Origin of the sequence: Sanguibacter sp. Leaf3 (assembly GCF_001425965.1) — a bacterium.
In the GTDB taxonomy this organism is placed as follows: domain Bacteria; phylum Actinomycetota; class Actinomycetes; order Actinomycetales; family Cellulomonadaceae; genus Sanguibacter; species Sanguibacter inulinus.
This window is the reverse complement of sequence record NZ_LMRH01000003.1, coordinates 536,646-561,935: the sequence shown is the minus strand read 5'-3', so window position 1 is coordinate 561,935 and position 25,290 is coordinate 536,646. Positions and strand designations below refer to the sequence as shown.

Sequence of the window (25,290 nt, the reverse complement as noted above, 5' to 3'; positions counted from 1 at the left end):
CACGCCGACCCCCCTCGCTCTGTAGGAGTACGACTCTCATGCCGCCGACCACCCAGAAGCTCGCCCCGCCGACACCCGGGGCCCCCGGACCCCTCCCGACCGCACGCCGGGGCCGCAGCAAGGGCACCCGTGACCTGCCCGCCTGGGGCTTCCTCGCTCCGGCCATCGCACTCTTCGTCATCTTCATGGCCCTGCCCATCGGCTACGCCGCCTACCTCAGCCTGCGGACCGTCAAGGTGTCCGGGCTCGGCCTCGGGGCCGGGGCGCGGACCGAGAGCTGGGCCGGGTTCGCCAACTACTCCCGGGCCCTGAGCGACCCGGAGTTCCTCTCGAGCGTCGGACGGGTCGGCCTCTACGGACTGCTGCTCGTGCCGACGATGATCGTCCTCGCGCTGCTCTTCGCCCTGCTGCTCGACTCGCGCGGTGCGCGGGCCAAGGGCTTCAGCCGCATCTCGATCTTCCTGCCCTACGCGGTCCCGGCGGTCATCTCGTCGCTGCTCTGGGGCTTCCTCTACCTGCCCGCGGTCAGCCCGTTCTACTACGTCTTCGAGAAGCTCGGCTGGGACGCCCCCTCGCTGCTCTCCTCCGACCTCGTGCTCTTCGCGATCGCGAACATCGCGCTCTGGGGCGGTGTCGGCTTCAACATGATCGTCATCTACACCTCGCTCAAGGCGATCCCGACGGACATCTACGAGGCTGCGCGGATCGACGGCGCCAACGAGCGCACCATCGCGCTGCGCATCAAGGTCCCGATCGTCACGCCGTCGCTCATCATGACCTTCGTCTTCTCGATGATCGCGACACTCCAGGTCTTCGCCGAGCCCACGACGCTGCGCCCGCTGACCAACACCATCTCGACCACGTGGTCGCCCCTCATGAAGGTCTACCGCGACGCCTTCACGCGTGACGACCTCTACTCGGCCGCCGCCACGTCGATCATCATCGCGGCCGCGACGTTCATCCTCTCGTTCGGGTTCCTGCGCCTCGTGCAGAGCCGTGCCTTCAGCCAGGAGAAGTGACATGAGCACCACGACCCCCTCCAGGACGAGCTCGCGCACCCGTGGCTCCTCCGCCCTCCAGCACTCCGTCGTGCGCCCGACCCGTCGCCCGCGCATCGGCTGGGGCGGCACGATCATCCTGCTGATCGGCGCGGCGTACTGCCTGCTGCCCGTCGCCTGGGTGCTCGTCGCCTCGTCGAAGAGCGCGGCCGAGCTGTTCTCGACCTTCACCTTCGCACCGTCGTCCCACCTGGTCGACAACATCTCCGAGCTGTCGGCCTACCGCGGCGGCCTGTTCTGGCGCTGGATGCTCAACACAGGTCTCTACGCGGGCGTCGGCGCGCTGCTCTCGGTCGTCGTCTCGGCGATGGCCGGATACGGCCTCGCCAAGTACAGCTTCGCGGGCAAGAAGGCCGTCTTCAACACCCTGCTCGCCGGGGTGCTCGTGCCGGCTGTCGTCCTCGCGATCCCGCAGTACCTGCTCCTCGCCAAGCTCGGCATGACCAACACGTACTGGTCGGTCCTGCTGCCGAGCATCATCAGCCCCTACGGCATCTACCTCGCGCGCATCTACGCGGCGGCGTCGGTCCCCGACGACGTCATCGAGGCGGCCCGGACCGACGGCGCCAAGGACTTCCGGATCTTCCGGACGATGGCCGTGCCGATGATGCTCCCCGGCCTGGTGACGGTGTTCCTGTTCCAGTTCGTCGGGATCTGGAACAACTACATGCTGCCGAACATCATGCTCGGCGACGACAAGCTGTTCCCGCTCACCGTGGGCCTCTCGGGCCTGCTCAACCAGGGGGCCTCGCAGCCCGCGATGTACACCTCGGTCATCACCGGCGCCCTGCTGTCGATCCTCCCGCTCATCGCGCTGTTCCTCACGCTGCAGCGCTACTGGCAGGTCGACCTCGCCGCCGGCGCCGTCAAGAGCTGACCCGCACGACCGGCGCAGGGGTGCGGTCACCCGCTCCCCTGCGCCTCGTGGCACCACCAGGTGCCACCTGTTGACACCTGTTGACCTAGAGTCTGGAACGTGGAACCCGAGATGGAAGCACGCACCGCGCGCAAGCGCCCGACAATCCGCGACGTCGCGGCGGCAGCGGGGGTCTCCCGCGGGACGGTCTCCAGGGTGATCAACGGCGGCCACTGGGTGTCCCCCGAGGCGCTGACCGCGGTCCAGGAGGCGATCCGCACCACCGGGTACTCCATGAACCAGCACGCCCGCTCGCTCGCGACGGGCCGCTCCAACTCGATCGCCTTCCTGCTCACAGAGCCCCAGCACCTGCTCTTCGAGGACCCCACCTTCTCGATCTTGCTGCGCGGCGCCGCCGAGGCCCTCGGGCAGCGCGAGATGCCGCTGCTGCTCATGGTCGCGGGCACCACGGAAGAGCGCCGACGGATCACCGACTACATCACCGCCGGTCACGTCGACGGCGTGCTGCTCATCTCCTCCCACCGCGACAACCCCATGGTGAAGTCCCTGCTGCGCGCCGAGATCCCGGTGATCGCCTGTGGTGTGCCGATCGGCTACGAAGACTCCGTGGGGTACGTCTCGGCCGATGACGTCGGCGGGGCCCGCAAGATGACGCAGCACCTGGTCGACTCGGGTCGCACGCGGATCGCGACGGTCACCGGACCGCTCGACACCCCCGGTGGGACCATGCGCCTCGCCGGCTACCGCGAGGCGCTCGGCGAGAGGTACGACGAGACCCTCGTCCGGCACGGCGACTACTCCCGCGAGGGCGGCCGCGCCGCGATGGCCGAGCTCCTCGAGGCCCGCCCCGACCTCGACGCGGTGTTCGTCGCCTCCGACCTCATGGCCGCGGGTGCGATGACCGCGATCAAGGACTCCGGCCGGTCGATCCCGGGCGACGTCGCCGTCGGCGGCTTCGACGACTCAGGCCTCGCCGCGACCCTCGACCCGCCGCTCACGACGATGCGCCAGCCCTTCGAGCGGATCTCCTCCGAGATGGTCCGCCTGCTCCTCGAAGTCGTCGACGGCCAGGAGCCCGCCGCGGTGACGCTGCCCGCGACGCTGGTGCGGCGCGAGTCCGCCTGACCCCTGGCTCCCTTCCCCTCTGCCTCCCCTCCCCCCCAACCCCGCCCCCTCCCCTGACTCCCTCCCCCCCAACCCCGCCGCCCGGCGCCCGGCGCCCGGTCGAGATCGTGACTTCGGAGCGAGATCGACCCTTGGACGTCACGATCTCGCTCCGAAGTCACGATCTCGCGGGACGGGACGGGGTGGCAGGACGGGACGGGGCCGGCGCTGCGTCGCCGGCGGTGTCGGGGGCGGCCGGTAGGGTGCCGTCGTGATCTCTGGATGGTTCGCGCCGACGGCGCTGCGCAGCGAGTGCGGGCGGGCGGCCCTCGAGCACCCGTGGCACCTGACACCGCTCGGCGAGCCGTCGACGTGGGACGACGGTCTGCGCCACGCCGTCCGCATGTGCCTCGCGACAGACTTCCCGGCCCTCGTCACCTGGGGCCCTGAGCACACCATGATCTTCAACGACGCCTATCGCGACATGCTCGGCGCGACGAAGCAGGTCGGGGCGCTCGGGTCACCGCTGCGGGAGGTCGTCCCCGAGGCGTGGGACACCGTCGGACCGATGTTCGAGCACGTCATGTCGTCCCGGGAGCCTGTCGGCGGACGTGACCTGCGGATGCTCTTCGACAGGTCGGGCTTCGAGGAGGAGACGTTCTTCACCTTCTCGTACAGCCCGCTGGTCGACTCCGCAGGTGAGGTGTCCGGGGTGCTGACCCTCGGCACCGAGACCACCGAGCACGTGGTCGCGCTGCGCAGGCTGCGGACCCTGGACGAGCTGCACCGTCGCCTCCAGACTGCACGGGGGGACGCGGCCGAGCGCACGTCGATCGCGCTCGACGTGCTGGGGCACTGCTCCGACGTCGCACACGCGTCGATCCTGCTCGCGGAGGACGGTCGGCTGCGCCCCGTCAGGGACAGCGACCCGAGTCTCGACTTCGACGAACCCCTCGGCCTCTACCACGCACGGGCGCTGCGCACGCTCGAACCCCTCTGCGTGAACCACAACGTGGTCGTGCCGCTCGTCGTCGAGGACGGCGCCGAGGCCGCAGGCTTGGTCCTCGTCGAAGGCAGCCCGTTGCGCCCAGTAGACCAGTCGCTGGTGAGCTTCGTCGAGCTGATCGCCGCCTCGATCGCCGGAGCGCTCCGGGCCGTCAACGCGCAGCAGTCGACCCTCGACGCCCGAGACGCACGGACCGCCCTCGCCGAGGCGCACGAGCGTCAGACCCGCACCACGTCGCTCGCCCTCCAACGCTCGATGCTCACCACGCCAGCCCGCCCCGAGGGCCTCGACCTGGTGGCCTGGTACGAGCCGTCCCGCGACGACCTGCAGATCGGCGGCGACTGGTACGACTCCTTCATCACCAAGGACGGCTGCGCGACCCTGGTGATCGGGGACGTCACCGGGCACGACGACGAGGCCGCCGCCGCGATGGGGCAGCTGCGAGGGCTGATCCGTGCGATCGCCTTCGACAGCGAGCAGGACCCGGCTCGGGTCTTCGAGCGGACCGACACCGCGATCGCCGGCCTCGCACTGGGACCGCACGTCACCGCGACAGCCGTCCTCGCCCAGGTCAAGCCTGCGTGCGACGGCCCGCGCCCCGGTGCGCGCACGGTCCTGTGGACCAACGCCGGCCACCCCTACCCGGCCGTCGTACGGGCCGACGGGTCTGTCGAGCTGCTCCAGCGGCGCAACGACCCGATCCTCGGGGTCCGCACAGACCTGGCACGCACGCAGCACGAGATCGACCTCGACCCGGGCGACACCCTCGTGCTGTACACGGACGGTCTTGTCGAGCGCCGCGACGAGCACCTCTCGACCGGCTTCGCCGCGCTGCGTGCCGCACTGTCGCACGGGCAGGCACGGGGTGTCACCGAGCTCGGAGACCACATCCTGTCCACCCTCGCACCGTCGACCGCAGACGACGTGGCGCTGGTCGTCGTGCGCGTGCTCGGACCCGACCAGCAGCCCGGCAGCTGAGCCGCACAGGGCAGGGCTGAGCGGAGCGGAGCTGAGCTGAGCTGAGCGGAGCTGAGCTGAGCTGAGCTGAGCTGAGCGGAGCTGAGCTGAGGCAGACGATTCCCGCGCCTCCCCGCGTGGTCGAGATCGTGACTTCGGAGCGAGATCGACCCTTGCAGGTCACGATCTCGCTCCGAAGTCACGATCTCGCTGGGTGGAGCCGGGCAGGTCAGGTCAGCACAGGGCAGGAGAGCCGGGCAGGGCCGGACCGGTGGGTCGGGGTCAGATCCAGCCGTGGCGGCGGGCCGTCGCGGCGGCCTCGTGGCGGTTGGAGACGCCGAGCTTCATGACGGCCGTCGACAGGTAGTTGCGGACAGTCCCGACCGACAGCGACACCCGCACGGCGATCTCGTCGACCGGGGACCCGTCTGCGGCGAGCGCGAGGACGTCGGCCTCGCGGGCCGTGAGCGGGCTGTCACCCGACGCGATCGCCTCGGCGGCGAGCTCGGGGTCGACGTAGCGTCCGCCGGCGTGGACCGAGCGGATGACGTCGGCGACGACGAGGGCCGAGGCGGTCTTGGGCAAGAAGCCGCGGACCCCGACGGCGAGCGCGCGCTTGAGGTACCCGGGCCGGCCGTGGCTCGTGACGATGATGCAGCGACACCCGGGGAGCTGGGCCGCGAGACGCTCGGCGACCTCGATGCCGTCGAGGCCGGGCATCTGGAGGTCCAGCACCGCGACGTCGGGGGACGTGCGGAGCGCGACGGCGAGCGCCTCGTCGCCCGTCGCCGCCTGGGCGACGACGTCGAGGTCGTCCTCGAGACCGAGCAGCGTGGCGACGGCCGTGCGGATGAGGTTCTCGTCGTCGGCGAGCAGCACCCGGATGGTGGTCGGCGCGGGTCCCGCAGGGGTCGGGGTGTCAGTCACGGGGTGTGGCTCCGTCGGTGGGGTCGGTCGCGTCGGTGGGGTCGGTCGCGTCGGTCGAGACAGTGGGACTGGTCGGCTCGAAGGGCACCGGGCTGCGCCAGTCAGCGTCCCGGGTAGCAGTACCCGAGCGCTCGGCGTGATCTCCTGCACTGTCCGCAAGGCCGGGGACCGTCGCGGAGACGACGAAGGTCCCGCCCTCGACCCGCACGTCGAGCCGACCGCCGACGGCCGAGAGCCGCTCGCGCAGCCCGGTGAGGCCAGTCCCGCTGACCGGTGCCGACGCGTCGGGCGCGATGCCGTCGTTCGTGACGACGAGCAGCACCGTGGTGTCGTCGTCGCCCTGCATGAGGTCGAGCGTGCACCGGCGGGCGTCCGAGTGGCGCACCACGTTGGTGGTCGTCTCCCGGACGACCCAGGCGAGCACCTCGCGCTCGGCCGGTCCGGGGAGCTCGGCGAGCATGGTCGTCCGGGCGTCGATGCCAGCCGATCGGAGCAACGACCGCGCCCCCGCGAGCTCTGCGTCGAGGTCCGCCGTGCGGTACCCGACGGCGAGGGTGCGGACCTCGCGGAGCGAGTCCTGGGCGATCTGCCGGACCTCGAGCATCTGCTCGGCGGCCCCGTCGAGGCCGCGCCGGGCGAGCTCGGCGGCCAGCTCGCTCTTGACCGCGACGACGGACAGGGTCCGCCCGACGACGTCGTGCAGGTCGCGGGAGAAGCGCAGGCGTTCTTCGGCGACGGCGAGCTGGGCCTGCGCGGTCCGGGCCGCGTCGAGCTGCCAGACGAGCAGCAGCATCCAGCAGGTCATGCGCCCGGCGACGACCACGACGAAGAGGGGCCAGAGGACCGCGAAGGCGACGACCACCACGAGGGCGTCACCGGCAGCGGCGTCACCGGTGGTCAGGGCGAGGACGACTCCGGACAGGACCAGCGAGGCGACGGTGAGCCGCCGCGCCGACCAGACCGGGGAGATCGCGTAGAGCGAGAACGACCCGACGACGAGCAACGACAGCCGGATCGAGCCGGCGAGGTTCTCGCCGCCCCGGAGCAGCAGGATCGCGGCGACCATGACGACCGCCGCTCCCCCGAGCGCCCACCAGAGACGACGGTCCAGGGGTTCTCCCCGGAGCATGGTCCCGAGGCTCCCTCGCAGCACGAGCCCGCACACGACTCCGTGGCCGAGCCCGAGCAGCGCGCCCACGGCGACGAGGCCGCCCTGGTCGCCCACGAAGATCTGGGCGACCAGGAAGACCTCGAAGAGCAGGATCGAGTAGAGCGTCCCGCGGATCAGCAGGTCGAGGGAGTCGGTCTGGCTGCGTCGCGCACGCGAGGCCTGGCGTAGTTCCACGGGTGACACCCTGTCACACGCGCCGGTCAGCGGCGCGGCTCCCAGCGGAAGTAGCGAATGGTCGCCCAGACACCGATCGCACCCCAGGCGACGAGCACCGCGACGGGCAGCGCCGCTGCGGAGAAGGTCCCGGCGAGATCGAGGACCTCACCCGACCTGTCGACCCCGGCGATCCCGAGCTCGATGAGCTCGACGACGGGGCTCATCGGCAGGAAGCGCGCGACGGCGAGGAAGGTGTCGGGCATGACCGAGGCCGGGACGGCGAAGCCGGGGGCCGCCATGAGCACGAGGATGAGCGGCAGGGTGGTGACCTGCACGGACTCGACGGTGCTGCTGAAGGCGCTGCTCACAGCGGCGAGCAGCGCGACGACGATCCCGCCGCCGAGGACCGCGACGACCACGAGCGCCACGTTGACGGGTGTGTACGTGTCGACGAGCACCGCCGCGAGCACGGCCGCGACGACGGCCTGGACGATCATCGTGAGCATCGACGGCAGCGAGATCGACGTGAGGACGTCGAGCACGGAGCTCTCCCCCGACCGCAGCCGCTTGAGGACGAGGTCCTGGCGGCGGGCGACGAAGGTCGAGACGAGGGAGTAGTAGACGCCGAAGAGCAGCGCGAAGCCGGTGATGGTGACGATCAGCCGGGTGGCCTGCATCTGCGTGCTGTCCCCGGAGTCGGGGAGGACGCGGAGCATGAACAGGCCGGCGAGGATCGGCAGACCGGCCGAGTAGAAGAGCAGCGCCCGGTTGCGGAGCAGCAGGCGGAGCTCGGCCGAGGCCAGGGACCAGGTGCGGCGCAGGGACAGCCTGCGGTCGCTGGGCGAGGTGGTCGGCGCCGACGACGTGCGCGCCGGGGCGGATGGTGTGCTGGTGAGGGTGCTCATGCTGCGTGCTCCTTCGGTGCTGTGCGCAGGGTGGTCGGCGCCAGGGCGCCGGGCTGCTGGTCGTGGCCGGGCTGCCGGTCGTCGATACGTGGCTGTGCGGCGATCGAGAGGAAGGCCTGCTCGAGGGTCGAGGCCCGTGCGTCGAGGTCGCCGAGCACGACCTGGTGCTGCTGCGCCCAGGCGAGCAGCCGGGTGAGGTCGCCCTGGAGGTCGTCGGTCTCGACGAGCGCGCGGGGTCCGTCACCGCGCAGACCGCGGACGAGCTCGGGCGGCAGCGGCGGGGCGTCGGCCGGGAGGGTCGCGCCGATGCGGGAGGGGTAGCCGGAGACGATCTCGGACTGGGTGCCGGTCACGACCACCTGCCCGTGGTGCATGATCGCGAGCCTGTCTGCCAGGCGCGCAGCCTCGTCGAGGTAGTGGGTCGTGAGCATGATCGTGGTGCCGGCGTCGCGCAGCGAGGCGATGAGGTCCCAGGCGGCGATGCGGCTCTCCGGGTCGAGGCCCGTGGTCGGCTCGTCGAGGAACAGGACCGACGGGCGGCCCATGACGGCGAGCGCGAGGTCGAGGCGGCGCCGTTCGCCGCCCGAGAGGCTCTGGATCGCGACGTCTGCGCGGTGGCCGAGGTCCACGAGGTCGAGGGCCTCGGCCACCGGGCGCGGGTCTGTGAGCGTCCCGGCCCAGGCCTTGGCCATGTCCTTGACCGTGAGGTCGGCCGGGAAGCCGGCGTCCTGCAGCATGATGCCGGTGTGCCGGCGGACCTCGGAACGCTCCATGAAGGGGTCCTTGCCGAGGACGCGGATGCTGCCGCCGCTCGGGGCGGCGATGCCCTCGATCATCTCCATGAGGGAGGTCTTGCCGGCGCCGTTGGTGCCGAGGAGCGCGAAGAGCTCGCCGCGGTGGATCTGGAGGTCGACCCCGCGGACGGCGTCGAAGCCGCGGGACGCACCCTTGCGGCTGGAGGCGGGTGCGCCGTAGCGGCGCCTGGCGTCGCGCACGTCGATGACGAGGTCACCGCTCTGCGCGGGGCTGTGTGTCGTGTGCTGGCTCATACCTCTACCCTCCCGCCGGGCGAGGTCAGAGGTCAGTGCGTGCGCTCACCAGTCCGGGGTGAGGGAGTCCTGGTGAGGGCATGACATCTGTCATGCCTCTCGAGGGTGTCGGTCCGCGAGAGGCGCCACGACGGCCGTGGGTGTTCTCCTGCACAGATCGACCGGTCTGCGCAGGACGACGCCCGCGGCACCACCCGCCAGGGCGGCGTCAGGCCGCCGCCGACACCGCGATCCGGTTGCGCCACGGGTCGTCGAAGCGGAGCAGCGCGCCCGGTCCTCCGGCACCCTCGTGGGCGACGGTCACGGAGTGGTGCCGCAGCCTGTCGGCCAGGGCGCTGACGTCGTCCGCTGTCGGCACGACGATCGACACCTCGCCGAGGCCGAGCGACACCGCGCGCGGACCGGCGCCCATGGAGGACCACGTGTTCATGGCCATGTGGTGGTGGTAGCCGCCTGCGGAGACGAACAGCGCGCTGTGCATCTCGGCGGTGGCCTCGAAGCCGACGGTGTCGACGTAGAACTGGCGGGCGCGCTCGACGTCGCCGACCTGCAGGTGGACGTGCCCGACGACGGCGTCCTGGGCGTTCGGGGCCGCAGCGACCTCGTCGGTCAGGTGGGTGCGGATGAAGCCGTTGGGGTCGAGCGGCCGGTTGTCCATGACGACGTGGCTGCCCTGCCAGGACCACTGGTCACGGGAGCGGTCGACGTAGAGCTCGATGCCGTTGCCCTCGGGGTCGTCGAGGTAGAAGGCCTCAGAGACGAGGTGGTCGGCGCTGCCCGTGTAGAGCTGCGGGGCGTGCTCGGCGACGCGCAGCATGGTCGCGGCGAGCGCAGCCTGCGTCGGGAAGAGGATCGCCGTGTGGAACAGGCCGGCCTCGCCCGGGCGGCGGGCGGGCATGTCGGGGGCGTGACGGAGCACGACGAGCGGCGTGCGGCCTCGGCCGAGGGTGACGATCCCGGACCGGCGGTCTGCGGCGGCCGACGAGGCACCGCCCGCGGGGGCGATGACGTCGAGGGCGATCGCCGTGGTGTAGAAGGCGACCATCGCGTCGATGTCGTGGACGTAGAGCGTCACGGCGTCCATCGAGGTGTCGGCGGCGAGCAGGTCGACGGCGCCGAGGGCGTGCGGCGCCTGGACGCGCGCCTCGTGCTCGGCGGCGCGGGCGTCGGCCTGCGCGGGCGAGGTGGACGTGTCGATCATGTCGCGGCTCATGCGGGTGCTCCTCCGGGGTGTGGAAGAACTAGTTGATCATTCATTAGTTGTAGTGTCAAGTATTGAGGTGGCTCAGCCGCCCAGTCGTCCCGACACCTTCGAGAGCCGCCCGAGGTCGTCGAAGGTCGCGACCACAGCGCCGTCCGCAGCGCGCAGCGTCGTCTCGCCGGCCGCCTCCTCGACGCCGAAGCCCCGCATCCGGCCGTAGGACGACACGGCACGAGGCCAGTCCACGACCACACCCGAGGCTGCGACCTCCGGCAGCAGGGCCGCAGCCCGGACGGCGCTCGGCGCAGGCAGCGTCACCTCGGGCCCGTCGAGCAGCAGCGCCACCACGGTCCCCGCGCCGACCACGCAGGTGTAGGTGGTCATGCCGCCGCAGACCGTGGCCGCGAGTGCCGCGTAGTGCCGGGCATCCTCGCGCGGAGAGGAGCGTAGCTCCTGCTGGGCCTGGATGAGCTCGGTGAGACCGTAGCGGTTGCCGAAGTCGCTCACGTGCCGGGCGTAGGCGAGCACCTCGTCGGGGAAGCCGGCGTCGTTGCCCCACGCCCACAACCACGTGCCGGGGCCCGGCGCGGCCGACCCGAGCAGGTGGGCGCGCAGCACGACAGGGGGCACACCTGCACCGGAGAAGGTGAGCGTCCCGGCCGCGAGGTCGACGTCGTACCGCCCACCCGCGGCGGCCGCGTACGGCGTCCCCTCCCCCACGACACCCTCGAGGGTGAGCTGGTAGTCGCAGACGAGGACGAAGCCGTCGTCGAGCACGTCCTGGGCCGAGGTGATCTGCGTCGTCATGCACCCAGCCTAGGGAGGCGGTCCCCGGCTGTCGCGGCACCTGCGAAGATGAGCCCAGCCCCCACCCCTCGACGGACGGACACCCGCATGGCCCTGCTCGACGGCAAGACGATCTTGGTGACGGGGGTCCTCACGGACCACTCGATCGCGTTCCACGTAGCACGCCTCGCCCAGCAGGAGGGCGCTCAGGTGATCCTCACGTCCTTCGGGCGCCAGCTCCGCCTCACCCAGGCGATCGCCAAGCGCCTGCCCGCCCCCGCTCCTGTCGTCGAGCTCGACGTGACCGACGACGCCCACCTCGCGGCGCTCGCCGACGCCGTCCGCGAGCACGCGGACCACCTCGACGGGGTCGTCCACTCGATCGGCTTCGCCCCGCAGTCTGTGCTCGGCGGCAACTTCCTCGCCGGGCAGTGGGCGGACGTCGCCACAGCCCTCCAGGTCTCGGCCTTCTCGCTCAAGTCCCTCGCCGTGGCGGCCCAGCCGCTGCTCTCGGGTGGCGGCTCTGTCGTCGGCCTGACCTTCGACGCGAGCGTCGCCTGGCCGGTCTACGACTGGATGGGCGTCGCCAAGGCGGCCTTCGAGTCCACGTCGCGCTACCTGGCCCGTGACCTCGGCCCGCACGGCATCCGTGTGAACCTCGTGGCAGCAGGTCCGGTCAAGACCACCGCCGCGAAGTCGATCCCGGGTTTCGAGGCCGTCGAGGGCGGCTGGGACGAGCGCGCCCCGCTCGGCTGGGACGTCAGCGACCCCGAGCCCACGGCCCGCGCCGTGGCCGCGCTGCTCTCCGACTGGTTCCCCGCGACGACGGGCGAGATCGTCCACGTCGACGGCGGCGTCCACGCGATGGGCATGTAGCCGAGCAGTTCCCGTACCACCGGGCGGGCCGGGGACGTTGGTCCCGGGCCCGCCCCACCCCTCGAACCTACGGTTCAGTAACCTACGTCACCGTAGCCTGACAGAGGGGTCGATCCGTGACCGCACTCCAGTTCTCCCTGCCCACCCCGGGCCGGTCGCTCCCTCGTGTCATCCAGGGCGGGATGGGCGTCGCCGTCTCGTCGTGGCGGCTGGCCTCGGCCGTCGCCCGCACAGGCCAGCTCGGCCTCGTCTCCGGGACGGCCCTCGACCTCGTGCTCGCGCGACGCCTGCAGGACGGCGACCAGGACGGCGCCGCACGACGTGCGCTCGGCGCCTTCCCCGTCCCCCGCATCGCACAGCGGGTGCTGGCCCGGTACTTCAGGGCCGACGGCCGCCGCGCAGGTCAGCCCTACGCACCGGTCCCCAGGCTCGCGCTGCGCCAGACCCGGCTGGCCCAGGAGCTCATGGTCCTCGGCAGCTTCGTCGAGGTGTGGCTCGCCAAGGAGGGGCACGACGGCCTGGTCGGCATCAACTTCCTCGAGAAGGTCCAGATGGCCACCCCGACCGCGACCTACGGCTCGATGCTCGCCGGCGTCGACTACGTGGTCATGGGTGCAGGGATCCCCCGGGACATCCCCCGGCTGCTCGACCACCTCTCCGGGCACGAGGCGGTCCAGCTCCCGGTGACTGTCACCGGCGGGTCTGGGCACACTGTCGACCTCGACCCCGAGGCGCTCCTCGGCATCCCGCTCGAGCCCCTCGTCCGGCCGACCTTCCTCGCGATCGTCTCCGCGCACGCCCTCGCGGCGCACCTCGTGCGGGACGACACGGTCCGTCCCGACGGGTTCGTCGTCGAGGGCCCGCCCGCGGGCGGCCACAACGCGCCGCCGCGCGGCCGGCTCACCCTCGACGACACAGGTCAGCCAGTCTTCGGGCCGCGCGACCAGGCCGACGTGTCGAAGGTCGCCGAGCTCGGGCTGCCGTTCTGGCTCGCCGGGGCGCACGGGACGCCCGAGGCGCTGGCAGCAGCTGAAGAGGCCGGCGCCACCGGGGTGCAGGTCGGCACGCTGTTCGCCCTCGCCGAGGAGTCCGGCCTCGACCCTGCGCTCCGCGACGACGTGCTCGCCCGGCTGCGGGCCGGCACCCTCGACGTCCGGACAGACCCGCTCGCCTCGCCGACAGGCTTCCCCTTCAAGGTCGTCCAGCTCCCGGCGACCCTCTCCGACGCCTCCGTGGTCGCCGAGCGCCCGAGGCTCTGCGACCTCGGCTACCTGCGGACCCCGCTCGAGCGCACCGACGGGTCCATCACGTACCGCTGCCCCGCGGAACCTGTCCACATGTACGAGCGCAAGGGTGGCGACGCCGCGGACACCGTCGGGCGGTCCTGCCTGTGCAACTCCCTCGCCGCGAACGTCGGGCTCGGCCAGACGCGCGGCGACGGCTACGTCGAGCCGCCGTTGGTCACCCTGGGGGTCGACGTCGACGGGGCGACGCGCCTGGCAGCGCAGCACCCCGGCACCTGGACGGCGGTCGAGGTGGTCGACTGGCTCCTCGGGAGCCCGCAGACCCAGCCGCTCTAGGCGCCGGGCGCCGCCACCCACTCGCGCAGCGCCGACGTGTCGGCCGCGGTCCAGCCCTCGGGCGGCACGATGGCGGCCCAGGAGTCGACGGTCCCGAGCTCGTAGCTGTGCCCGTAACCGTCGGGCATGTCGATCGAGAACACCATGTCGACGGTCACCTGCCAGAAGGTGACGAAGGGGTACCACTGCATGTCCGGGTTCACGGAGGGCGCGAGGTCCTCCTTGAGCCAGTCGGGCTGGCGGAGGATGAGGTCGGGGGACCACCAGACGACAGGGTCCGTCGCGTGCTGCAGGTACACGATCCGCGGCGCCTCCCACGGGCCGAGGTCGGGCAGCCCGTCAGGGGTGTCGACGAAGCGCACGTGGTCGCCGCCGTCGACGACGGGCAGCCGCTCGGGCGAACCTGCGTCGCGCTCGTCGGTGATCCGGCCCCACGGCTCGGAGAAGTTCGGGGAGCCGATCCACAGCGCACCGTCGACCCGCGCGGCCATGTCGTCGACGCCGCTGAAGGCGGCCTGCCCGCCGTAGGAGCCGAGGCTCTCGCCGAAGACCACGAGCTTCGGCCGTGAGTCTTCGGGCATCTGGTCCCACACCGCGTAGACGGCCTCGAAGAGCGCCCGCCCGGCGTTCTCCGGGGTCCCGCGGTCGGCGATGAAGGCGAGCGGGCTCGGCAGGTAGGAGTACTGCATGGCGGCGATCGCGGTGTCGCCGTTGTGCAGGTACTCGAGCGAGGTGCTCGGGGCCTCGTTGACCCAGCCGCTGCCCGTCGTCGTCGCGACGGCCAGCACCTCGCGGTCGAAGCCGCCCTCGCGGGCGAGCTCGGCGACGACAGTCGCCGCGACCTCGCGCAGGTCGTCCGAGGTCTCGAGCCCCGCATAGGCACGGACCGGCGTCATCGCCGGCTCCCCGCTGAACTCTTCGAGCTCGTCGACCGTCGGGCCGCCCGCGACGAAGACCTTGCCGTTGCGGCCCATCCCGTCCCAGTCGACGAGCGAGTCCGGCGAGCCGGAGCGCTCGGGTTCGACAGGCTGCTCGACACCCGGGACGTCCGCCTGGTCGGTCTGCGCCGCGAGACGTCCGCCGACGGCCAGGATGCCGGGCAGCACGCCGTCCTGGACGAGCAGCACGGCGACCACCACGGCCGTGACGGTGCCGAAGATCTTGGCGGGGAGCACGGGTACGAAGCGCGAGCCGAAGCGCGCGAAGATCTTGCCGAGCTGGATGAGGGCCCTGAACAGCCCGATGAGGGCGACCGCGACGAGAGCCGCCACCGGGATCGCCAGGACGTGGAACCAGCGGTTGTCGACGGGCATGCCGACCAGCTCGGCCGTCACGGTCTGGGCGTGACCGCCGAGGAAGAAGGCGAGCGGCACGACGACAGCCGTCACGACGGCCAGGACGATCCAGGCCCAGCGGCGCCGGCTCGCCTTCCAGTCGGGCGAGAACCCGAGCCTGCGCAGCAGGGTCGCGATGCTCACCCCGACCCCGTAGCCGAGGGCCACGCAGATGCCCGTCGCGAGGGCCTGCAGGTACCAGGGTCGTGGGAGCAGGGACGCGCTCATCGACCACGAGTAGAAGATCACGCCGAACCACGCGCCGACACCGTGCAGCGACCACCAGTGCGGGGTCTTGGGCACGGGCGGGAGGCGCGGGTCGTTGATGTGCGAGGCCCACCGGTGCCAGCTGCGCCGCGCCGCCTCCCCGAGGCTGACGGTGCCGACCTGCTGGACCGTCGTGGGGTCCGGGTCGGTGGCGCTGTCCGCAGTCTGCGCGGCGCCCGCGGTCTTCGTGACCGTGGCGGTCTCCTCGACGGTCGCGGTCGAGCCGCCGACCACAGCCTCGCCCGCTGCAGCACCCTCGTTGAGGGCTCGCGCCGCGGCGGCTGCGCTCGTGGCGTCGGGCGCCGCGGGGCGCTGCTCTGTGGTCATGCCGGTGAGCCTAGGCGACAGGTGGCCTCGACGTCTCGGACGCCTGGCAGTCTCAGTCCTGCTCGGTATCCGCGGTCGAGGCTGCGGGCTCCGTGGCGGTCGACGGTGCCGGCACGGCGCAGACGCCGTCGACGCACACGCCGACGTCGTCCGAGCCGAGCATCTGGAAGGCGGGGATCACCTGGACCTGCGGGACGGCGAGCGCCACGCCGCCCTCGCACCCACCGCTCGGCGCCGTGCCCGCCGCGTCGGCGGGCACGGCCGAGGTGCGGTCGTCAGCCACGGCTGGCGGCGTCGGCCGGGACGTCGGCGTCGGCCGCGGCCTTCTCGAGGACCTGCACGAACACTGCGGGCTCCTGCGCGCCGCTCACGCCGTACGTGCCCTCGACGACGAAGAAGGGCACACCCTGGATGCCGTAGGCCTGCGCCTGGGCGATGTCCTGGGCGACGTCGCCGGCGTGCTCACCGGACTCGAGGACAGCACGAGTGGTGTCGGCGTCGAGGCCGACCTCGGCCGCGAGCGCGACGAGCTCGTCGATGCGCCCGAGGTGACGGCCCTCTTCGAAGTAGGCGCGCAGCAGGCGCTCCTTCATCTCGCCCTGGACGCCCTGCGCCTTGGCGTGGTGCAGCAGCTCGTGGGCCTTGAGGGTCTTGGTGTGCTGGAGCGCGTCGAAGTCGTAGCTCAGGCCGACCGACGCGGCGACCTCGGTCATCTGACCGAGCATCTGCGCGACCTGCTCGCGCGGCATGCCCTTGTGACCGGCGAGGAAGTCCACCTCGGAGCCGTCGAAGTCGACGGGGGTGTCGGGCGCGAGCTCGAAGGAGTGGTACTCGATCTCGACGGGGCGCGCGGCGCCTGTCGCGTCGAAGGCCACGAGGGCCTCCTCGAAGCGGCGCTTGCCGACGTAGCACCAGGGGCAGGCGATGTCCGACCAGATGTCGACCTTGAGGGGAGCAGTCATGCTCGTGTCAACCGGCGCGCGGGCCGCAGCATTCCCGTCGGTCGTCCTCGCGTGGCGGGGGCCAGCCGGCGTGACCGTGGAAGAGTGGGCCGCTGGAGGGCACCATGACACGAGTGACCAGAGAGACCAGCACGACCCGAGAGCTGTACGACGAGCTGGACCGGATCTTCGCAGCTCGTGACCGTGACGACATGGCGCCGACGATCGCCGCCCTGCTGCCGCTGCACGCCGAGCACCCGCACGACGCCCGCGTCCTCTACGAGCTCGCCGGTGCCTACGACACGGCCGGCGACGAAGAGAGGGCCCTCGGCCTGTACGAGCAGGCGACGGCAGAAGGGCTCGAGGGAGACCTCCGCCGACGGTGCTACCTGCAGCACGGCAGCACGCTGCGCAACGTCGGGCGCGTCGAGGACTCCCTCGCGCTCTTCGCCCAGGCCCGGACCGAGTTCCCGGAGTCTGCTGCCCTCGGCGTCTTCGAGTCGCTGAGCCTGCATGCTGCCGGGCGTCCCAGCACAGCCCTGGCGAGCGTGCTGCTGCTCCTCGCGGACCACGTGGAGTCCGAGGACCTCGACAGGTACAAGCCTGCGGTGCGGGGGAACGCGGCATACCTGGCCTCGCTCGACGAGGCGTCGTCGGCGGCTGCGGCTCTCTAGCCGGTCACCTGCTCGACCTCCGTGTCGCACAGGCCATCCGACGGAGGCCCTGTCGGCACCACCGGTGGTGGTGCCGCACAGGGCCTCCGACGCGGTTCCTGGCAGACCGCCGCTGAGCTCGACGGACGTCAGCGCTTCGCGGCGCCGATGTAGAGGTCGAGGTTCTTGTCGACGCGGACCTCGAGGGACAGGCCCGACTGGCTGCCGTCGGCCCACTCGGCGGTCGGGTACTCGCAGCTGAACACGAAGTTCTGACCGTTGCCCGTCGGCGCCTTGACGTCACCGACAGCACTGCGGTCCTCGGAGCCACCGCTCGCGGAGACGAGGCGCTGGTCGTCGGGGTCCGAGGCGGAGAGACCGACGTACTCGTCGACGAGCTCCGGGCAGCCGAGGCCGGAGATGCCCAGCTCGGAGGCCGAGAGGCCGTCGCCGGACTCGCGGTCGGTCATGGCGTAGCCGAGGGCGAAGATCGCGAGGCAGGCCAGGAACGCCGCGAGGATGCCGATCTTCACGGACTTGGGGGTGCCCTGCGAGGGGGCGGCGTCGGCGGTCGGGACCTGCTGGGCGCCGCCGAACTGGAAGCCGGCGGTCGGCGACTGAGGCTGCTGCGGCTGGCGGGCCTGTGCCTGCTGTGCCTGCTGTGCCTGCTGTGCCTGCTGTGCCTGCCATGACGGCTGGCTCTGCGCGGGCTGCTGGCCCTGCTGCTGGGCACCAGCCTGCCACGAGGGTGTCTTCTGCGCGCCGGGCTGCTGGCCCTGGGCGGGCTGCTGGGCACCCTGCACCCACGCCGGGCGTGCGTCGTGGGTGGCGGCGGGCGACGAGGGCTGGGCCGCCGGCGACGACGGCTGGCTCGCGCCGGGACGCGGGGCCGTCTGCGTGGTCCAGCTCTCTCCGTCGAAGTACCGGATCAGCTGCTGGTCCTGCGGGTCGTCGTACCAGCCGGCGGGGGCGCCCATGAGTGTGCTCCTAGGAGGTCGGGAGGCGCACCACAGCGCCCTCAGGAGACTAGGTCGCGCGCGGGGACGGCGCAAGGACGCCGACCTCGTGCCTCGCTCGTGATGACGACGCCGACACCTGCAGCGCAGAGCGCGAGCCCGGCGACTGTCAGCGGCGTGAGCGGCTCGCCGAAGAGCAGGGCCCCCGCGACGGCTGTCGTCGGTGCCACGCAGAACAGCAGCGCGTTGAGCACGGTGATCCCGAGGCGTCGCACGAGGTACCAGTACAGCCCGTAGGCGGCGAGGGTCGGTGAGACGGCCACGAAGGCGACGGTCCCCCAGAAGACGGCCGTCGTCGGGGGCACGGCCTGTCCCGTGAGCAGCGCGAACCCGCCGATGACCACGAGCGCGACGGTCGCGTGCAGCAGGAGCGTGTCGACCACGGAGGCCTCGGACGGGTGGCGACGCTCGACGAGGGTCGCGGCCACGAGGCTCGCCATCGCGACGAGCGGCAGCAGGTAGGCCCACCAGGACGCCGTCCCCGACCCGAGGTCCGCGGAGACCACGAGCGCGACGCCCACCGCCCCGGCGGCCAGGCCCGCCCACTGCGCGCCGCGGACCCGGAGCCCGAGGACCGGTCCGACGAGAGTCGCGACGACGAGCGGCTGGACGGCGTCGATGAGCGCCGTGGTCCCCGTGCTCACCCCGAGCCCCACAGAGACGTAGATCGGCACGACGTACCCGACCTGGGAGAACAGCCCGACGAGCCCGTGCCGCCCGAGCTCGTCGCGCGGGGGCGTCTGGTGCTGACGCCGGCGACGGAGCACCCCGGTCGCGGCGGCGAGCAGGAGCACGACGACCGCGAAGCGCCAGGTGAGGAGGGTGGCGACAGGTGCGCCGACGTCCACGGCGGCCACGAGGAACCCGGAGGACCAGCAGAGCACGAAGACGACCGAGAGCAGGGCGGGGACGACGACGGCAGGTATACCGATCTGTTTAGTCATACCGGTGACTATACAGATCGGTATACCTGGTGCTCTACAGATCGGTAGAGTGGCTCAGATGCAGACTCCTCCCGCCGCTCCCGTCCTCACGCCGGCCGCCCAGCGCGTGCTCGACGCCGCGTCTGAGCTGTTCTACGAGCGTGGGATCCATGCCGTCGGGGTCGACCTGGTGGCCGAGACCGCGGGCGTCACCAAGAAGACGCTCTACGCACGCTTCGGTTCGAAGGACGCCCTCGTCGTCGCCTACCTGCAGGGGCGCGACAGGCGGTGGCGAGAGTTCCTCGACGGCTTCGTCGCCGGTTCCGAGGCGACGGGACTCGACAGGCCGCTCCTCGTCTTCGACGCGGCGGCCGCGTGGTCCGACGACCACAGCCCGCGGGGGTGCGCGGCGATCAACGCGCGCGCCGAGACGGCCGACCTCTCGGACCCGATCGCGCAGGAGGTCACCCGGCAGAAGGTGTGGCAGCTCGGCGTCTTCGCCGAGCTGTGCCGCGAGGCCGGGGTCGCCGACCCGGAGGGGGTCGCGCAGATGCTCATGCTGTTCTACGAGGGCGCGATCGTCACCGTCGGGACGGCGACGTTCTCCGAGCCCTTCGCGGTCGCGCGCGCGGCAGGACGCGAGATCCTCGCCCGGGCGGCGGGGGCGGGACGGGACGCCCAGGCGACCCAGGCGTAGACGCAGGTCGGTGCGGCAGGCGTGCGGACCAACGGCGGCAAGCGGACAGTCGGACAGCCGTCCGGACGAACGGATGACCAGCGGTCCGGCGGACGTCCGTCCGACCGGACGTCCGCCAGGTGACGCAGGTCAGAGAGCGAGCGGCAGGCGCTCGGAGTAGACGGTCTTGACCGGCGGGGCGGCGAGGATCTCGCCGAGGCGACCCTGCCCCTCGGGGGTCGTGCGCCAGGCCGCGTAGGCGTCGTGGTCCGCGGTGGTCGCCCACCGCTCGACGACGAGGACGTGACCGGGGTCGGCGTCGTCGACCAGAGCCTCCAGGCCCTCGTTGCCCGGCCACGCCCGCGTCGCGGCCAGCGTCGCGCTGAGGTGCTCGGCGGCGTCGGCGAGGTGGTCGGGGTGGATCTGGATCTCGAGGTGGACGATCGTCGTCATGGTGGACGCCCTTCGGTCGGCGGGAAGGCGCAGCACCAGCCACGCCCCCCCCCCCCCCCCCCCCCCCCCCCCCCCCCCCCCCCCGCACGACTCCCCCCGGATCGGGACGGCACGAGGTCTCACCGTCCGGCACGAGGTCGTACCCCGAGGCACGAGGTCGTACGGACACGCCAGATCTCAGCTCTCGACCCGGTCTTCTGGCGTGTCCGTACGACCTCGCGGCCAGGCGGGCGACCTCGCGGTCGGGCGGGCGACCTCGCGGTCGGGCGAGCGGACCCGCCGTCACGTCACCAGTCGTGGACGGTCCCGTCGGCGAGGCGGTTCACCGGGAGGTACGCCGGGGCGTAGGGGTGGCCTGCGGCCATCTCCTCGTCGAGCTCGACGCCGATGCCGGCCGTCTCGCCCGGGTGCAGGTGTCCGTCGGTGAAGGTGAAGGCGTGCTGGAACACCTCGTGCGTGCGGTCGGTGTAGCCCGAGTACTCCTGGATGCCGAAGTTGTGGATCGCGAGGTCGAGGTGGATCGCCGCGGCCATGCCCACGGGCGAGATGTCCTCGGGGCCGTGGATCGCACTCTTGATGTTGTGCTGCGCGGCGTAGTCGAAGAGCTTGCGCAGCGGTGACACCCCGCCGAAGTGCGTCACGGCTGACCGCACGTAGTCGATGAGCTGCTCCCCCACGAGGGTCTGGTAGTCGAAGACCGTGTTGAACACCTCGCCGATCGCGAGCGGGGTGGTGGTGTGCTCGCGCACCAGGCGCAGTGCGTCCTGGTTCTCCGCCGGTGTGCAGTCTTCGAGCCAGAAGAGGTCGTAGGGCTCGAGGGACTTGCCCAGGCGCGCCGCCTCGATCGGCGTGAGGCGGTGGTGGGCGTCGTGCAGCAGCGGGATCTCGGGACCGAACTCGTTGCGGACGGCCTCGAAGACCGTCGGGATGTGCCGCAGGTAGGCGCGGGTGTCCCAGTCCTCGACGACGGGTCGAGCCGTCTGGTCGAGGCGCGGGGCACCCGCGACCCCGTCGGCCTCGGCGATCGCGGTGCCCTGGTGCACGCCGTAGACGGTCTTGAGCCCGGGGACGCCCGTCTGGATGCGGACGGCCGTGTAGCCCTCGGCGAGACGCGCGCGGACCGAGTCGAAGAGCTCGGGCAGGTCGGCGCCGTTGGCGTGGCCGTAGGTGCGGACGCGGTCACGGCTCGCGCCGCCGAGCAGCTGGTAGAGCGGCAGACCGGCGACCTTGGCCTTGATGTCCCACAGCGCGACGTCGACCGCGGCGATGGCGGCCATGGTCACCGGGCCGCGGCGCCAGTACGCGCCGCGGTAGAGGAGCTGCCAGGTGTCTTCGATGCGGTGCGGGTCTGTGCCGATGAGCAACGGTGCCACGTGGTCCCGCAGGTACGACACGACCGACAGCTCGCGGCCGTTGAGCGTCGCGTCCCCGAGCCCTGTGTACCCGGTGTCGGTGGTGATCTTCAGGGTGACGAAGTTGCGTCCGGGGTTGGTGACGATGACCTGGGCGTCGACGATCTTCATGAGGTTCTGCGCTCTTCCTGTGGTGTGTGGCGAGTGGTGCGGTGCTGCGTGGTCGAGCCGGGCTCAGCCCTTCGTCGCTCCGGCGGTGAGCCCGGCGACGAGGTACTTCTGCCCGAAGACCGCGGCGAGGACCACCGGCACGGTCATCAGGGCTGCTGCGGCCATCAGACCACCCCAGTCGGTGCTCGCGTACGAGATGAAGCTGAACAGCGTCACGGGCATGGTCTTGGTGTTCTCGTCGGCGAGGATCAGCGCGAACATGAAGTTGTTCCAGCTGAAGATGAAGGCGAGGACCGAGGCCGTCGCCGTCCCGGGTGCCGCGAGCGGCAGGGCGATCCTCCAGAAGGCCCCGAAGGCCGTGAGGCCGTCGGTCCGGGCAGCCTCTTCGAGCTCGACCGGGAGCCCCTCGAAGAACCCGATCATGATCCACAAGATCAGCGGCACCGAGACGAACATGTGGCTGAGGATCAGCACCGTGTAGGTGCCGACGAGGCCCACCTGCGCGAAGAGGTAGTACCAGGGCACGAGCAGCGAGACGGCCGGCACGATGCGCGCGACGAGCACGACCGACCCGGTCCGCTGCATCGAGAAGCGTCCGACGGCCCAGGCTGCCGGTACCGCGATGACCACGGAGAGCGCTGTCGACGCGACGCCGACGATGAGCGAGTTGCCCATCGACCGCAGGATCTCGCCGTCGGCGAGGATGCTGCGGAAGTTCTCGAGCGTCGGGGAGAAGATCAGGCCGACGCTCGGGTCTGTCACCTGGACGTTCGTCTTGAGGGCGGCGGCGATCATCCACACGACGGGCATCGCGAAGATCAGCGAGACGACGGTGATCGCGAGCGCCCGGAGCCACCCCCACGGGGAACGGCGCGGTGGGCGCAGGACGACGGGCGGGCGGGTGGTGGCCGCAGGCCCGGGTGACCCGGCAGCTCGCGTGGCGACGGTGCTCATGCGGACTTCCTTCCGGAGCGGAGCCGCAGCAGGACGACGACACCGATGATGAACAGGGTGAACAGGACGAGGACCGCCGAGGCGAGGCCGTACTCCTGGTAGTCGAAGGTCAGGCCGTAGGCGTAGACGTTGAGGGTCTCGACCTCGAAGCTCGAGCCACCCCCGGCGCCCTTGGTGGCGTAGAGGATGTCGAAGGTCTTGAGGGCGTCGACCGCGCGCAGCACGAGCGCCGTGAGCAGCGTGGTCCACAGCATCGGCAGGATGATGTGCCGGAACCGCTGCCAGGCTGTCGCCCCGTCGACGCGGGCGGCCTCTTCAGGCTCTTCGGGCAGGGTGGTGAGCCCGGCGAGCAGCAGCAGGGTCATCATGGGCGTCCACTGCCACACGTCGATGAGCATGAGGGTGGGCAGCGACTGGCTGACCGAGCCGAGGAACTCCTGCGGCGGGATGCCGACGAAGCCCAGCAGGTGGTTCGCGATCCCGTTGGTCGGGTCGAGGATCAGCAGCCAGAGGATGCCGATCGCCACAGGCGTCGCGAGCAGCGGGATCATGAGGACCGTGCGGACCACGCGCATGCCGCGGAAGGCCTTGCGCATGAGCATCGCGAGGGCGAGCCCGAGGACCACCTCGAGGGTCACCGCCACGACGGTGAAGATCACGGTGCGCCAGGCTGCGGGCCAGAACCGCCGGGCGTCGGTCAGCGCGTCGGCGTAGTTCTGCAGGCCGATGTACCGGTTGTCGGCGTTCACGGCACCGAAGGCGTCGGTGAAGCTGAGGTTCACGGTGAAGATCAGCGGGAACACGATCATCAGGCCGACGAAGGCGAGCGCCGGGGAGAGCATGAGCCACTTGAGCCGGCGGTTCGCCTGCTCGAAGGTGCGCGGGGCCTTGGGCCCCCGCGGGCTGCGCCCGGTGCTCGCGATCGGGGCAGGGGTGGTGTCGGGGATCGACGGGGCGTCCGTCGTGCTGCGGCTCATCAGAACTCCTGCTGACGGTTGTCACGGTCGAGGAAGTCGCGGAACTCCGCGTCGGCGTCGGCCGCGACGGGCCCGACGTCTTCGCCGAGGATCCCGGCGACGAGCGGACGGCCGACGATGTCGCGGGCGCGCCCGACCTGGATGACCTCGGGGCGGTCGTGGCCGATACCGTTCTCGGCGTTGATCCGCATGGTCTCGGCGAGCTCGGGCGGGAAGGAGGCGAGGGTCTCGGGGTCCGACCACGCCGACTGGCGTGCGCCGGGGATGCCCTCGGCCTGGAGCCGGGCGACCATCTCCGGGCTCGAGGCCCACTGCACGAAGGCCCACGCGTCGTCCTGCATCCGCGAGAACGCGTTGACGCCGATGCTCCACGACGGGATGTTGTGCGGCCTCGAGCCTGCCGGGCCGGCCGGGAAGGGCGCGAAGCCGACGGTCTCCTGGACCGTCGAGATCGACGGGTCGAGGAAGTTGGAGTAGATCGCGTCGGCGTCGACGTAGAAGGCGGCCTTGCCCTGCGCGAAGATCGGCATGGCCTGCTCGAGGCTCATGTTGGTGGCTCCGGGCGGACCGGCCTCGTGCAGCAGCCGGCCGTAGTACTCGTAAGCCGCGACGGCCTCGGGCGTGCCGATGCCCGACGAGCCGTCGTCGAGGGTGAAGTCGCCGCCGAAGGAGTAGAGGAAGCTCGACCACTGGCTCACCGCACCCGCGCGCTGCCCACGACCGACGAAGCCGAACTGGCCGTTGTCACGGTCGGCGAGCTCGAGGGACATCGCCAGCAGGTCGTCGAGGGTCTGCGGCGCCCCGCCGAGGCCCTCGACGAGGTCCTTGCGGTAGTAGAGCGCAGGACGCTCGGTGACGACCGGGACGCTGAGGACGTTCCCACGGGTGATCGAGCGGTCGCGCGGCGCCTGCTGGAAGTCGTCCCAGGCGAAGGCGGTGTCCTCGACGCGGTCGGTGAGGTCGGCCATCCAGCCGTTGCGCGCGAAGAGCAGCTGCTCCTGCAGGGCGCGGACCATCATCACGTCGATGTCCGTCGCCGAGGCGTTGAGCTTGACGTTGTAGGAGTTGGACAGCTGGTCGGCGGTGAGCATCTGCATGGAGACGCGGCGGCCGATCATGTCCTCGAACTCGGGGAAGTAGGCCGAGATCGCCTGCGACCAGACGTGGTTGATGGCCATGACGCGCAGGGGTGCGTCAGGGCTCGGGGTGCCGCTGCGGGGTGAGCAGGCTGTGAGCGCGGCGGTGCCGGCGGCAGCCACGAGCAGCTTGCCGAAAGACCTGCGGGACAGCGGGGCGCTCGTGAGCGCGGGGCCTGTGAGCGGCTCGCTCGGGCGCCCGCCGCTCACGCTGCGCGGACCGCCGGTCGTGCCGGTGGCGGGGCGGATCAGGGACATCGTCATCCTCGTCGCTCTCTGGCCCGCAGCGTCGCGGGGCCTCGTGCTCTGGTGGTGGCGTTCTGGGGTGGAGCTCTGGGGTGCTGCTCCGGCGGTCGTGGTGCCGGTCGTCTGACGTGGTGCTGCGGACCTCGCTGCCCGACGAGACCACTGGTCCAACTGGTAGGACCAGTTGGACCGTATCAAAGTCCACAGGGTG

The 25,290-nt window shown here is 71.5% G+C and carries 24 protein-coding genes; 8 read left to right on the top strand and 16 right to left on the bottom strand.

What is annotated here, in order from left to right; all coding sequences use genetic code 11:
- Nucleotides 1-38: 38 nt before the first annotated feature.
- The 4 genes from ASG53_RS15900 to ASG53_RS15885 all read left to right on the top strand — a co-directional run bounded on the left by ASG53_RS15900 (nucleotide 39) and on the right by ASG53_RS15885 (nucleotide 5,023).
- A complete protein-coding gene (locus ASG53_RS15900; RefSeq protein ID WP_082544123.1) occupies nucleotides 39-1,019 on the top strand; it encodes a carbohydrate ABC transporter permease in 981 nt (326 codons plus the stop codon).
- A gap of 1 nt (nucleotide 1,020) precedes the next feature.
- The gene (locus ASG53_RS15895) at nucleotides 1,021-1,935 is read left to right on the top strand and encodes a carbohydrate ABC transporter permease (protein ID WP_082544122.1); all 915 of its coding nucleotides are present in this window, start codon (nucleotides 1,021-1,023) and stop codon (nucleotides 1,933-1,935) included.
- A 111-nt stretch (nucleotides 1,936-2,046) separates the two neighbouring features.
- Nucleotides 2,047-3,060: a LacI family DNA-binding transcriptional regulator gene (locus tag ASG53_RS15890; RefSeq protein ID WP_056135608.1), complete on the top strand. Its 1,014-nt coding sequence runs from the start codon at nucleotides 2,047-2,049 to the stop codon at nucleotides 3,058-3,060.
- Nucleotides 3,061-3,310: 250 nt separating this feature from the next.
- On the top strand, nucleotides 3,311-5,023 hold the full coding sequence (locus tag ASG53_RS15885) for a PP2C family protein-serine/threonine phosphatase (protein WP_056135605.1): 1,713 nt from the start codon (nucleotides 3,311-3,313) through the stop codon (nucleotides 5,021-5,023).
- Nucleotides 5,024-5,284: 261 nt separating this feature from the next.
- On the opposite strand, the gene ASG53_RS15880 is transcribed toward ASG53_RS15885, so the two are convergent.
- The 6 genes from ASG53_RS15880 to ASG53_RS15855 form a co-directional block, all read right to left on the bottom strand.
- A complete protein-coding gene (locus tag ASG53_RS15880) occupies nucleotides 5,285-5,929 on the bottom strand; it encodes a response regulator transcription factor (protein WP_082544121.1) in 645 nt (214 codons plus the stop codon).
- The gene (locus ASG53_RS15875) at nucleotides 5,922-7,274 is read right to left on the bottom strand and encodes a sensor histidine kinase (protein WP_056135602.1); all 1,353 of its coding nucleotides are present in this window, start codon (nucleotides 7,272-7,274) and stop codon (nucleotides 5,922-5,924) included. Before ASG53_RS15875 ends, ASG53_RS15880 begins: the two co-directional genes overlap by 8 nt.
- A 26-nt stretch (nucleotides 7,275-7,300) precedes the next feature.
- Nucleotides 7,301-8,161 carry an ABC transporter permease gene (locus ASG53_RS15870; protein ID WP_056135599.1) on the bottom strand — a complete coding sequence of 287 codons (861 nt, stop codon included), beginning with the start codon at nucleotides 8,159-8,161 and terminating at the stop codon, nucleotides 7,301-7,303.
- The gene (locus ASG53_RS15865) at nucleotides 8,158-9,210 is read right to left on the bottom strand and encodes an ABC transporter ATP-binding protein (RefSeq protein WP_056135595.1); all 1,053 of its coding nucleotides are present in this window, start codon (nucleotides 9,208-9,210) and stop codon (nucleotides 8,158-8,160) included. Before ASG53_RS15865 ends, ASG53_RS15870 begins: the two co-directional genes overlap by 4 nt.
- 208 nt (nucleotides 9,211-9,418) lie before the next feature.
- Complete coding sequence (locus ASG53_RS15860; RefSeq protein ID WP_156382850.1) at nucleotides 9,419-10,423, bottom strand: VOC family protein; 1,005 nt, start codon at nucleotides 10,421-10,423, stop codon at nucleotides 9,419-9,421.
- 72 nt (nucleotides 10,424-10,495) lie between these two features.
- Nucleotides 10,496-11,218, bottom strand: coding sequence for a DUF6882 domain-containing protein (locus ASG53_RS15855; RefSeq protein WP_056135592.1), 723 nt, complete (start codon nucleotides 11,216-11,218; stop codon nucleotides 10,496-10,498).
- Nucleotides 11,219-11,305: 87 nt separating this feature from the next.
- Here ASG53_RS15855 and fabI point away from each other — a divergent pair, with 87 nt between their 5' ends.
- Complete coding sequence (gene fabI / locus ASG53_RS15850) at nucleotides 11,306-12,073, top strand: enoyl-ACP reductase FabI (RefSeq protein WP_056135591.1); 768 nt, start codon at nucleotides 11,306-11,308, stop codon at nucleotides 12,071-12,073.
- A 116-nt stretch (nucleotides 12,074-12,189) separates the two neighbouring features.
- The gene (locus ASG53_RS15845; RefSeq protein ID WP_327286951.1) at nucleotides 12,190-13,653 is read left to right on the top strand and encodes a nitronate monooxygenase; all 1,464 of its coding nucleotides are present in this window, start codon (nucleotides 12,190-12,192) and stop codon (nucleotides 13,651-13,653) included.
- Here the strand turns inward: ASG53_RS15845 and ASG53_RS15840 are convergent.
- Genes ASG53_RS15840 through ASG53_RS15830 form a run of 3 tightly spaced genes read right to left on the bottom strand, consistent with a single transcriptional unit; the run spans nucleotide 13,650 to nucleotide 16,543 of the window.
- Nucleotides 13,650-15,581 (bottom strand): alpha/beta hydrolase, encoded by a 1,932-nt coding sequence (locus ASG53_RS15840; RefSeq protein WP_082544120.1) that lies wholly within the window; start codon nucleotides 15,579-15,581, stop codon nucleotides 13,650-13,652. The genes ASG53_RS15845 and ASG53_RS15840 overlap by 4 nt on opposite strands.
- A gap of 52 nt (nucleotides 15,582-15,633) precedes the next feature.
- A complete protein-coding gene (locus ASG53_RS15835; protein WP_056135590.1) occupies nucleotides 15,634-15,864 on the bottom strand; it encodes a hypothetical protein in 231 nt (76 codons plus the stop codon).
- Nucleotides 15,857-16,543 carry a DsbA family oxidoreductase gene (locus tag ASG53_RS15830; protein ID WP_056135589.1) on the bottom strand — a complete coding sequence of 229 codons (687 nt, stop codon included), beginning with the start codon at nucleotides 16,541-16,543 and terminating at the stop codon, nucleotides 15,857-15,859. Before ASG53_RS15830 ends, ASG53_RS15835 begins: the two co-directional genes overlap by 8 nt.
- A 104-nt stretch (nucleotides 16,544-16,647) precedes the next feature.
- Between ASG53_RS15830 and ASG53_RS15825 the strand changes: the two genes are divergently transcribed.
- On the top strand, nucleotides 16,648-17,196 hold the full coding sequence (locus ASG53_RS15825) for a tetratricopeptide repeat protein (protein WP_056135588.1): 549 nt from the start codon (nucleotides 16,648-16,650) through the stop codon (nucleotides 17,194-17,196).
- 128 nt (nucleotides 17,197-17,324) lie between these two features.
- On the opposite strand, the gene ASG53_RS15820 is transcribed toward ASG53_RS15825, so the two are convergent.
- Together ASG53_RS15820 and ASG53_RS15815 are read right to left on the bottom strand one after the other, a co-directional pair.
- A complete protein-coding gene (locus ASG53_RS15820; RefSeq protein WP_056135585.1) occupies nucleotides 17,325-18,152 on the bottom strand; it encodes a DUF2510 domain-containing protein in 828 nt (275 codons plus the stop codon).
- 41 nt (nucleotides 18,153-18,193) lie between these two features.
- A complete protein-coding gene (locus ASG53_RS15815) occupies nucleotides 18,194-19,135 on the bottom strand; it encodes a DMT family transporter (RefSeq protein ID WP_082544119.1) in 942 nt (313 codons plus the stop codon).
- 58 nt (nucleotides 19,136-19,193) lie between these two features.
- Here ASG53_RS15815 and ASG53_RS15810 point away from each other — a divergent pair, with 58 nt between their 5' ends.
- Nucleotides 19,194-19,811, top strand: coding sequence for a TetR/AcrR family transcriptional regulator (locus ASG53_RS15810; RefSeq protein WP_056135582.1), 618 nt, complete (start codon nucleotides 19,194-19,196; stop codon nucleotides 19,809-19,811).
- Between the two features lie 129 nt (nucleotides 19,812-19,940).
- On the opposite strand, the gene ASG53_RS15805 is transcribed toward ASG53_RS15810, so the two are convergent.
- From ASG53_RS15805 to ASG53_RS15785, 5 genes are all read right to left on the bottom strand, one after another.
- Nucleotides 19,941-20,243 (bottom strand): putative quinol monooxygenase, encoded by a 303-nt coding sequence (locus ASG53_RS15805; RefSeq protein ID WP_056135579.1) that lies wholly within the window; start codon nucleotides 20,241-20,243, stop codon nucleotides 19,941-19,943.
- Between the two features lie 287 nt (nucleotides 20,244-20,530).
- Nucleotides 20,531-21,766 carry a D-mannonate dehydratase ManD gene (gene manD, locus ASG53_RS15800; protein ID WP_056135576.1) on the bottom strand — a complete coding sequence of 412 codons (1,236 nt, stop codon included), beginning with the start codon at nucleotides 21,764-21,766 and terminating at the stop codon, nucleotides 20,531-20,533.
- A gap of 63 nt (nucleotides 21,767-21,829) precedes the next feature.
- Nucleotides 21,830-22,720, bottom strand: coding sequence for a carbohydrate ABC transporter permease (locus ASG53_RS15795; RefSeq protein ID WP_056135574.1), 891 nt, complete (start codon nucleotides 22,718-22,720; stop codon nucleotides 21,830-21,832).
- Nucleotides 22,717-23,697: a carbohydrate ABC transporter permease gene (locus ASG53_RS15790; protein WP_056135570.1), complete on the bottom strand. Its 981-nt coding sequence runs from the start codon at nucleotides 23,695-23,697 to the stop codon at nucleotides 22,717-22,719. Before ASG53_RS15790 ends, ASG53_RS15795 begins: the two co-directional genes overlap by 4 nt.
- Entirely contained in the window at nucleotides 23,697-25,091 is a 1,395-nt protein-coding gene (locus ASG53_RS15785) for an ABC transporter substrate-binding protein (RefSeq protein WP_200945520.1), read from the bottom strand. Before ASG53_RS15785 ends, ASG53_RS15790 begins: the two co-directional genes overlap by 1 nt.
- Nucleotides 25,092-25,290: the final 199 nt, after the last annotated feature.

Excerpts from the sequence above, each read along its gene's own strand:
- ASG53_RS15840 (WP_082544120.1), bottom strand. The coding sequence starts at position 15,581 with ATGACCACAGAGCAGCGCCCCGCGGCGCCCGACGCCACGAGCGCAGCC.
- ASG53_RS15810 (WP_056135582.1), top strand. The coding sequence starts at position 19,194 with ATGCAGACTCCTCCCGCCGCTCCCGTCCTCACGCCGGCCGCCCAGCGC.
- fabI (WP_056135591.1), top strand. The coding sequence starts at position 11,306 with ATGGCCCTGCTCGACGGCAAGACGATCTTGGTGACGGGGGTCCTCACG.
- ASG53_RS15855 (WP_056135592.1), bottom strand. The coding sequence starts at position 11,218 with ATGACGACGCAGATCACCTCGGCCCAGGACGTGCTCGACGACGGCTTC.
- ASG53_RS15825 (WP_056135588.1), top strand. The coding sequence starts at position 16,648 with ATGACACGAGTGACCAGAGAGACCAGCACGACCCGAGAGCTGTACGAC.
- manD (WP_056135576.1), bottom strand. The coding sequence starts at position 21,766 with ATGAAGATCGTCGACGCCCAGGTCATCGTCACCAACCCCGGACGCAAC.
- ASG53_RS15790 (WP_056135570.1), bottom strand. The coding sequence starts at position 23,697 with ATGAGCCGCAGCACGACGGACGCCCCGTCGATCCCCGACACCACCCCT.
- ASG53_RS15900 (WP_082544123.1), top strand. The coding sequence starts at position 39 with ATGCCGCCGACCACCCAGAAGCTCGCCCCGCCGACACCCGGGGCCCCC.
- ASG53_RS15830 (WP_056135589.1), bottom strand. The coding sequence starts at position 16,543 with ATGACTGCTCCCCTCAAGGTCGACATCTGGTCGGACATCGCCTGCCCC.
- ASG53_RS15820 (WP_056135585.1), bottom strand. The coding sequence starts at position 18,152 with ATGGGCGCCCCCGCCGGCTGGTACGACGACCCGCAGGACCAGCAGCTG.
- ASG53_RS15795 (WP_056135574.1), bottom strand. The coding sequence starts at position 22,720 with ATGAGCACCGTCGCCACGCGAGCTGCCGGGTCACCCGGGCCTGCGGCC.
- ASG53_RS15870 (WP_056135599.1), bottom strand. The coding sequence starts at position 8,161 with ATGAGCACCCTCACCAGCACACCATCCGCCCCGGCGCGCACGTCGTCG.
- ASG53_RS15865 (WP_056135595.1), bottom strand. The coding sequence starts at position 9,210 with ATGAGCCAGCACACGACACACAGCCCCGCGCAGAGCGGTGACCTCGTC.
- ASG53_RS15805 (WP_056135579.1), bottom strand. The coding sequence starts at position 20,243 with ATGACGACGATCGTCCACCTCGAGATCCAGATCCACCCCGACCACCTC.
- ASG53_RS15895 (WP_082544122.1), top strand. The coding sequence starts at position 1,021 with ATGAGCACCACGACCCCCTCCAGGACGAGCTCGCGCACCCGTGGCTCC.
- ASG53_RS15890 (WP_056135608.1), top strand. The coding sequence starts at position 2,047 with ATGGAAGCACGCACCGCGCGCAAGCGCCCGACAATCCGCGACGTCGCG.
- ASG53_RS15785 (WP_200945520.1), bottom strand. The coding sequence starts at position 25,091 with ATGTCCCTGATCCGCCCCGCCACCGGCACGACCGGCGGTCCGCGCAGC.
- ASG53_RS15860 (WP_156382850.1), bottom strand. The coding sequence starts at position 10,423 with ATGAGCCGCGACATGATCGACACGTCCACCTCGCCCGCGCAGGCCGAC.
- ASG53_RS15815 (WP_082544119.1), bottom strand. The coding sequence starts at position 19,135 with ATGACTAAACAGATCGGTATACCTGCCGTCGTCGTCCCCGCCCTGCTC.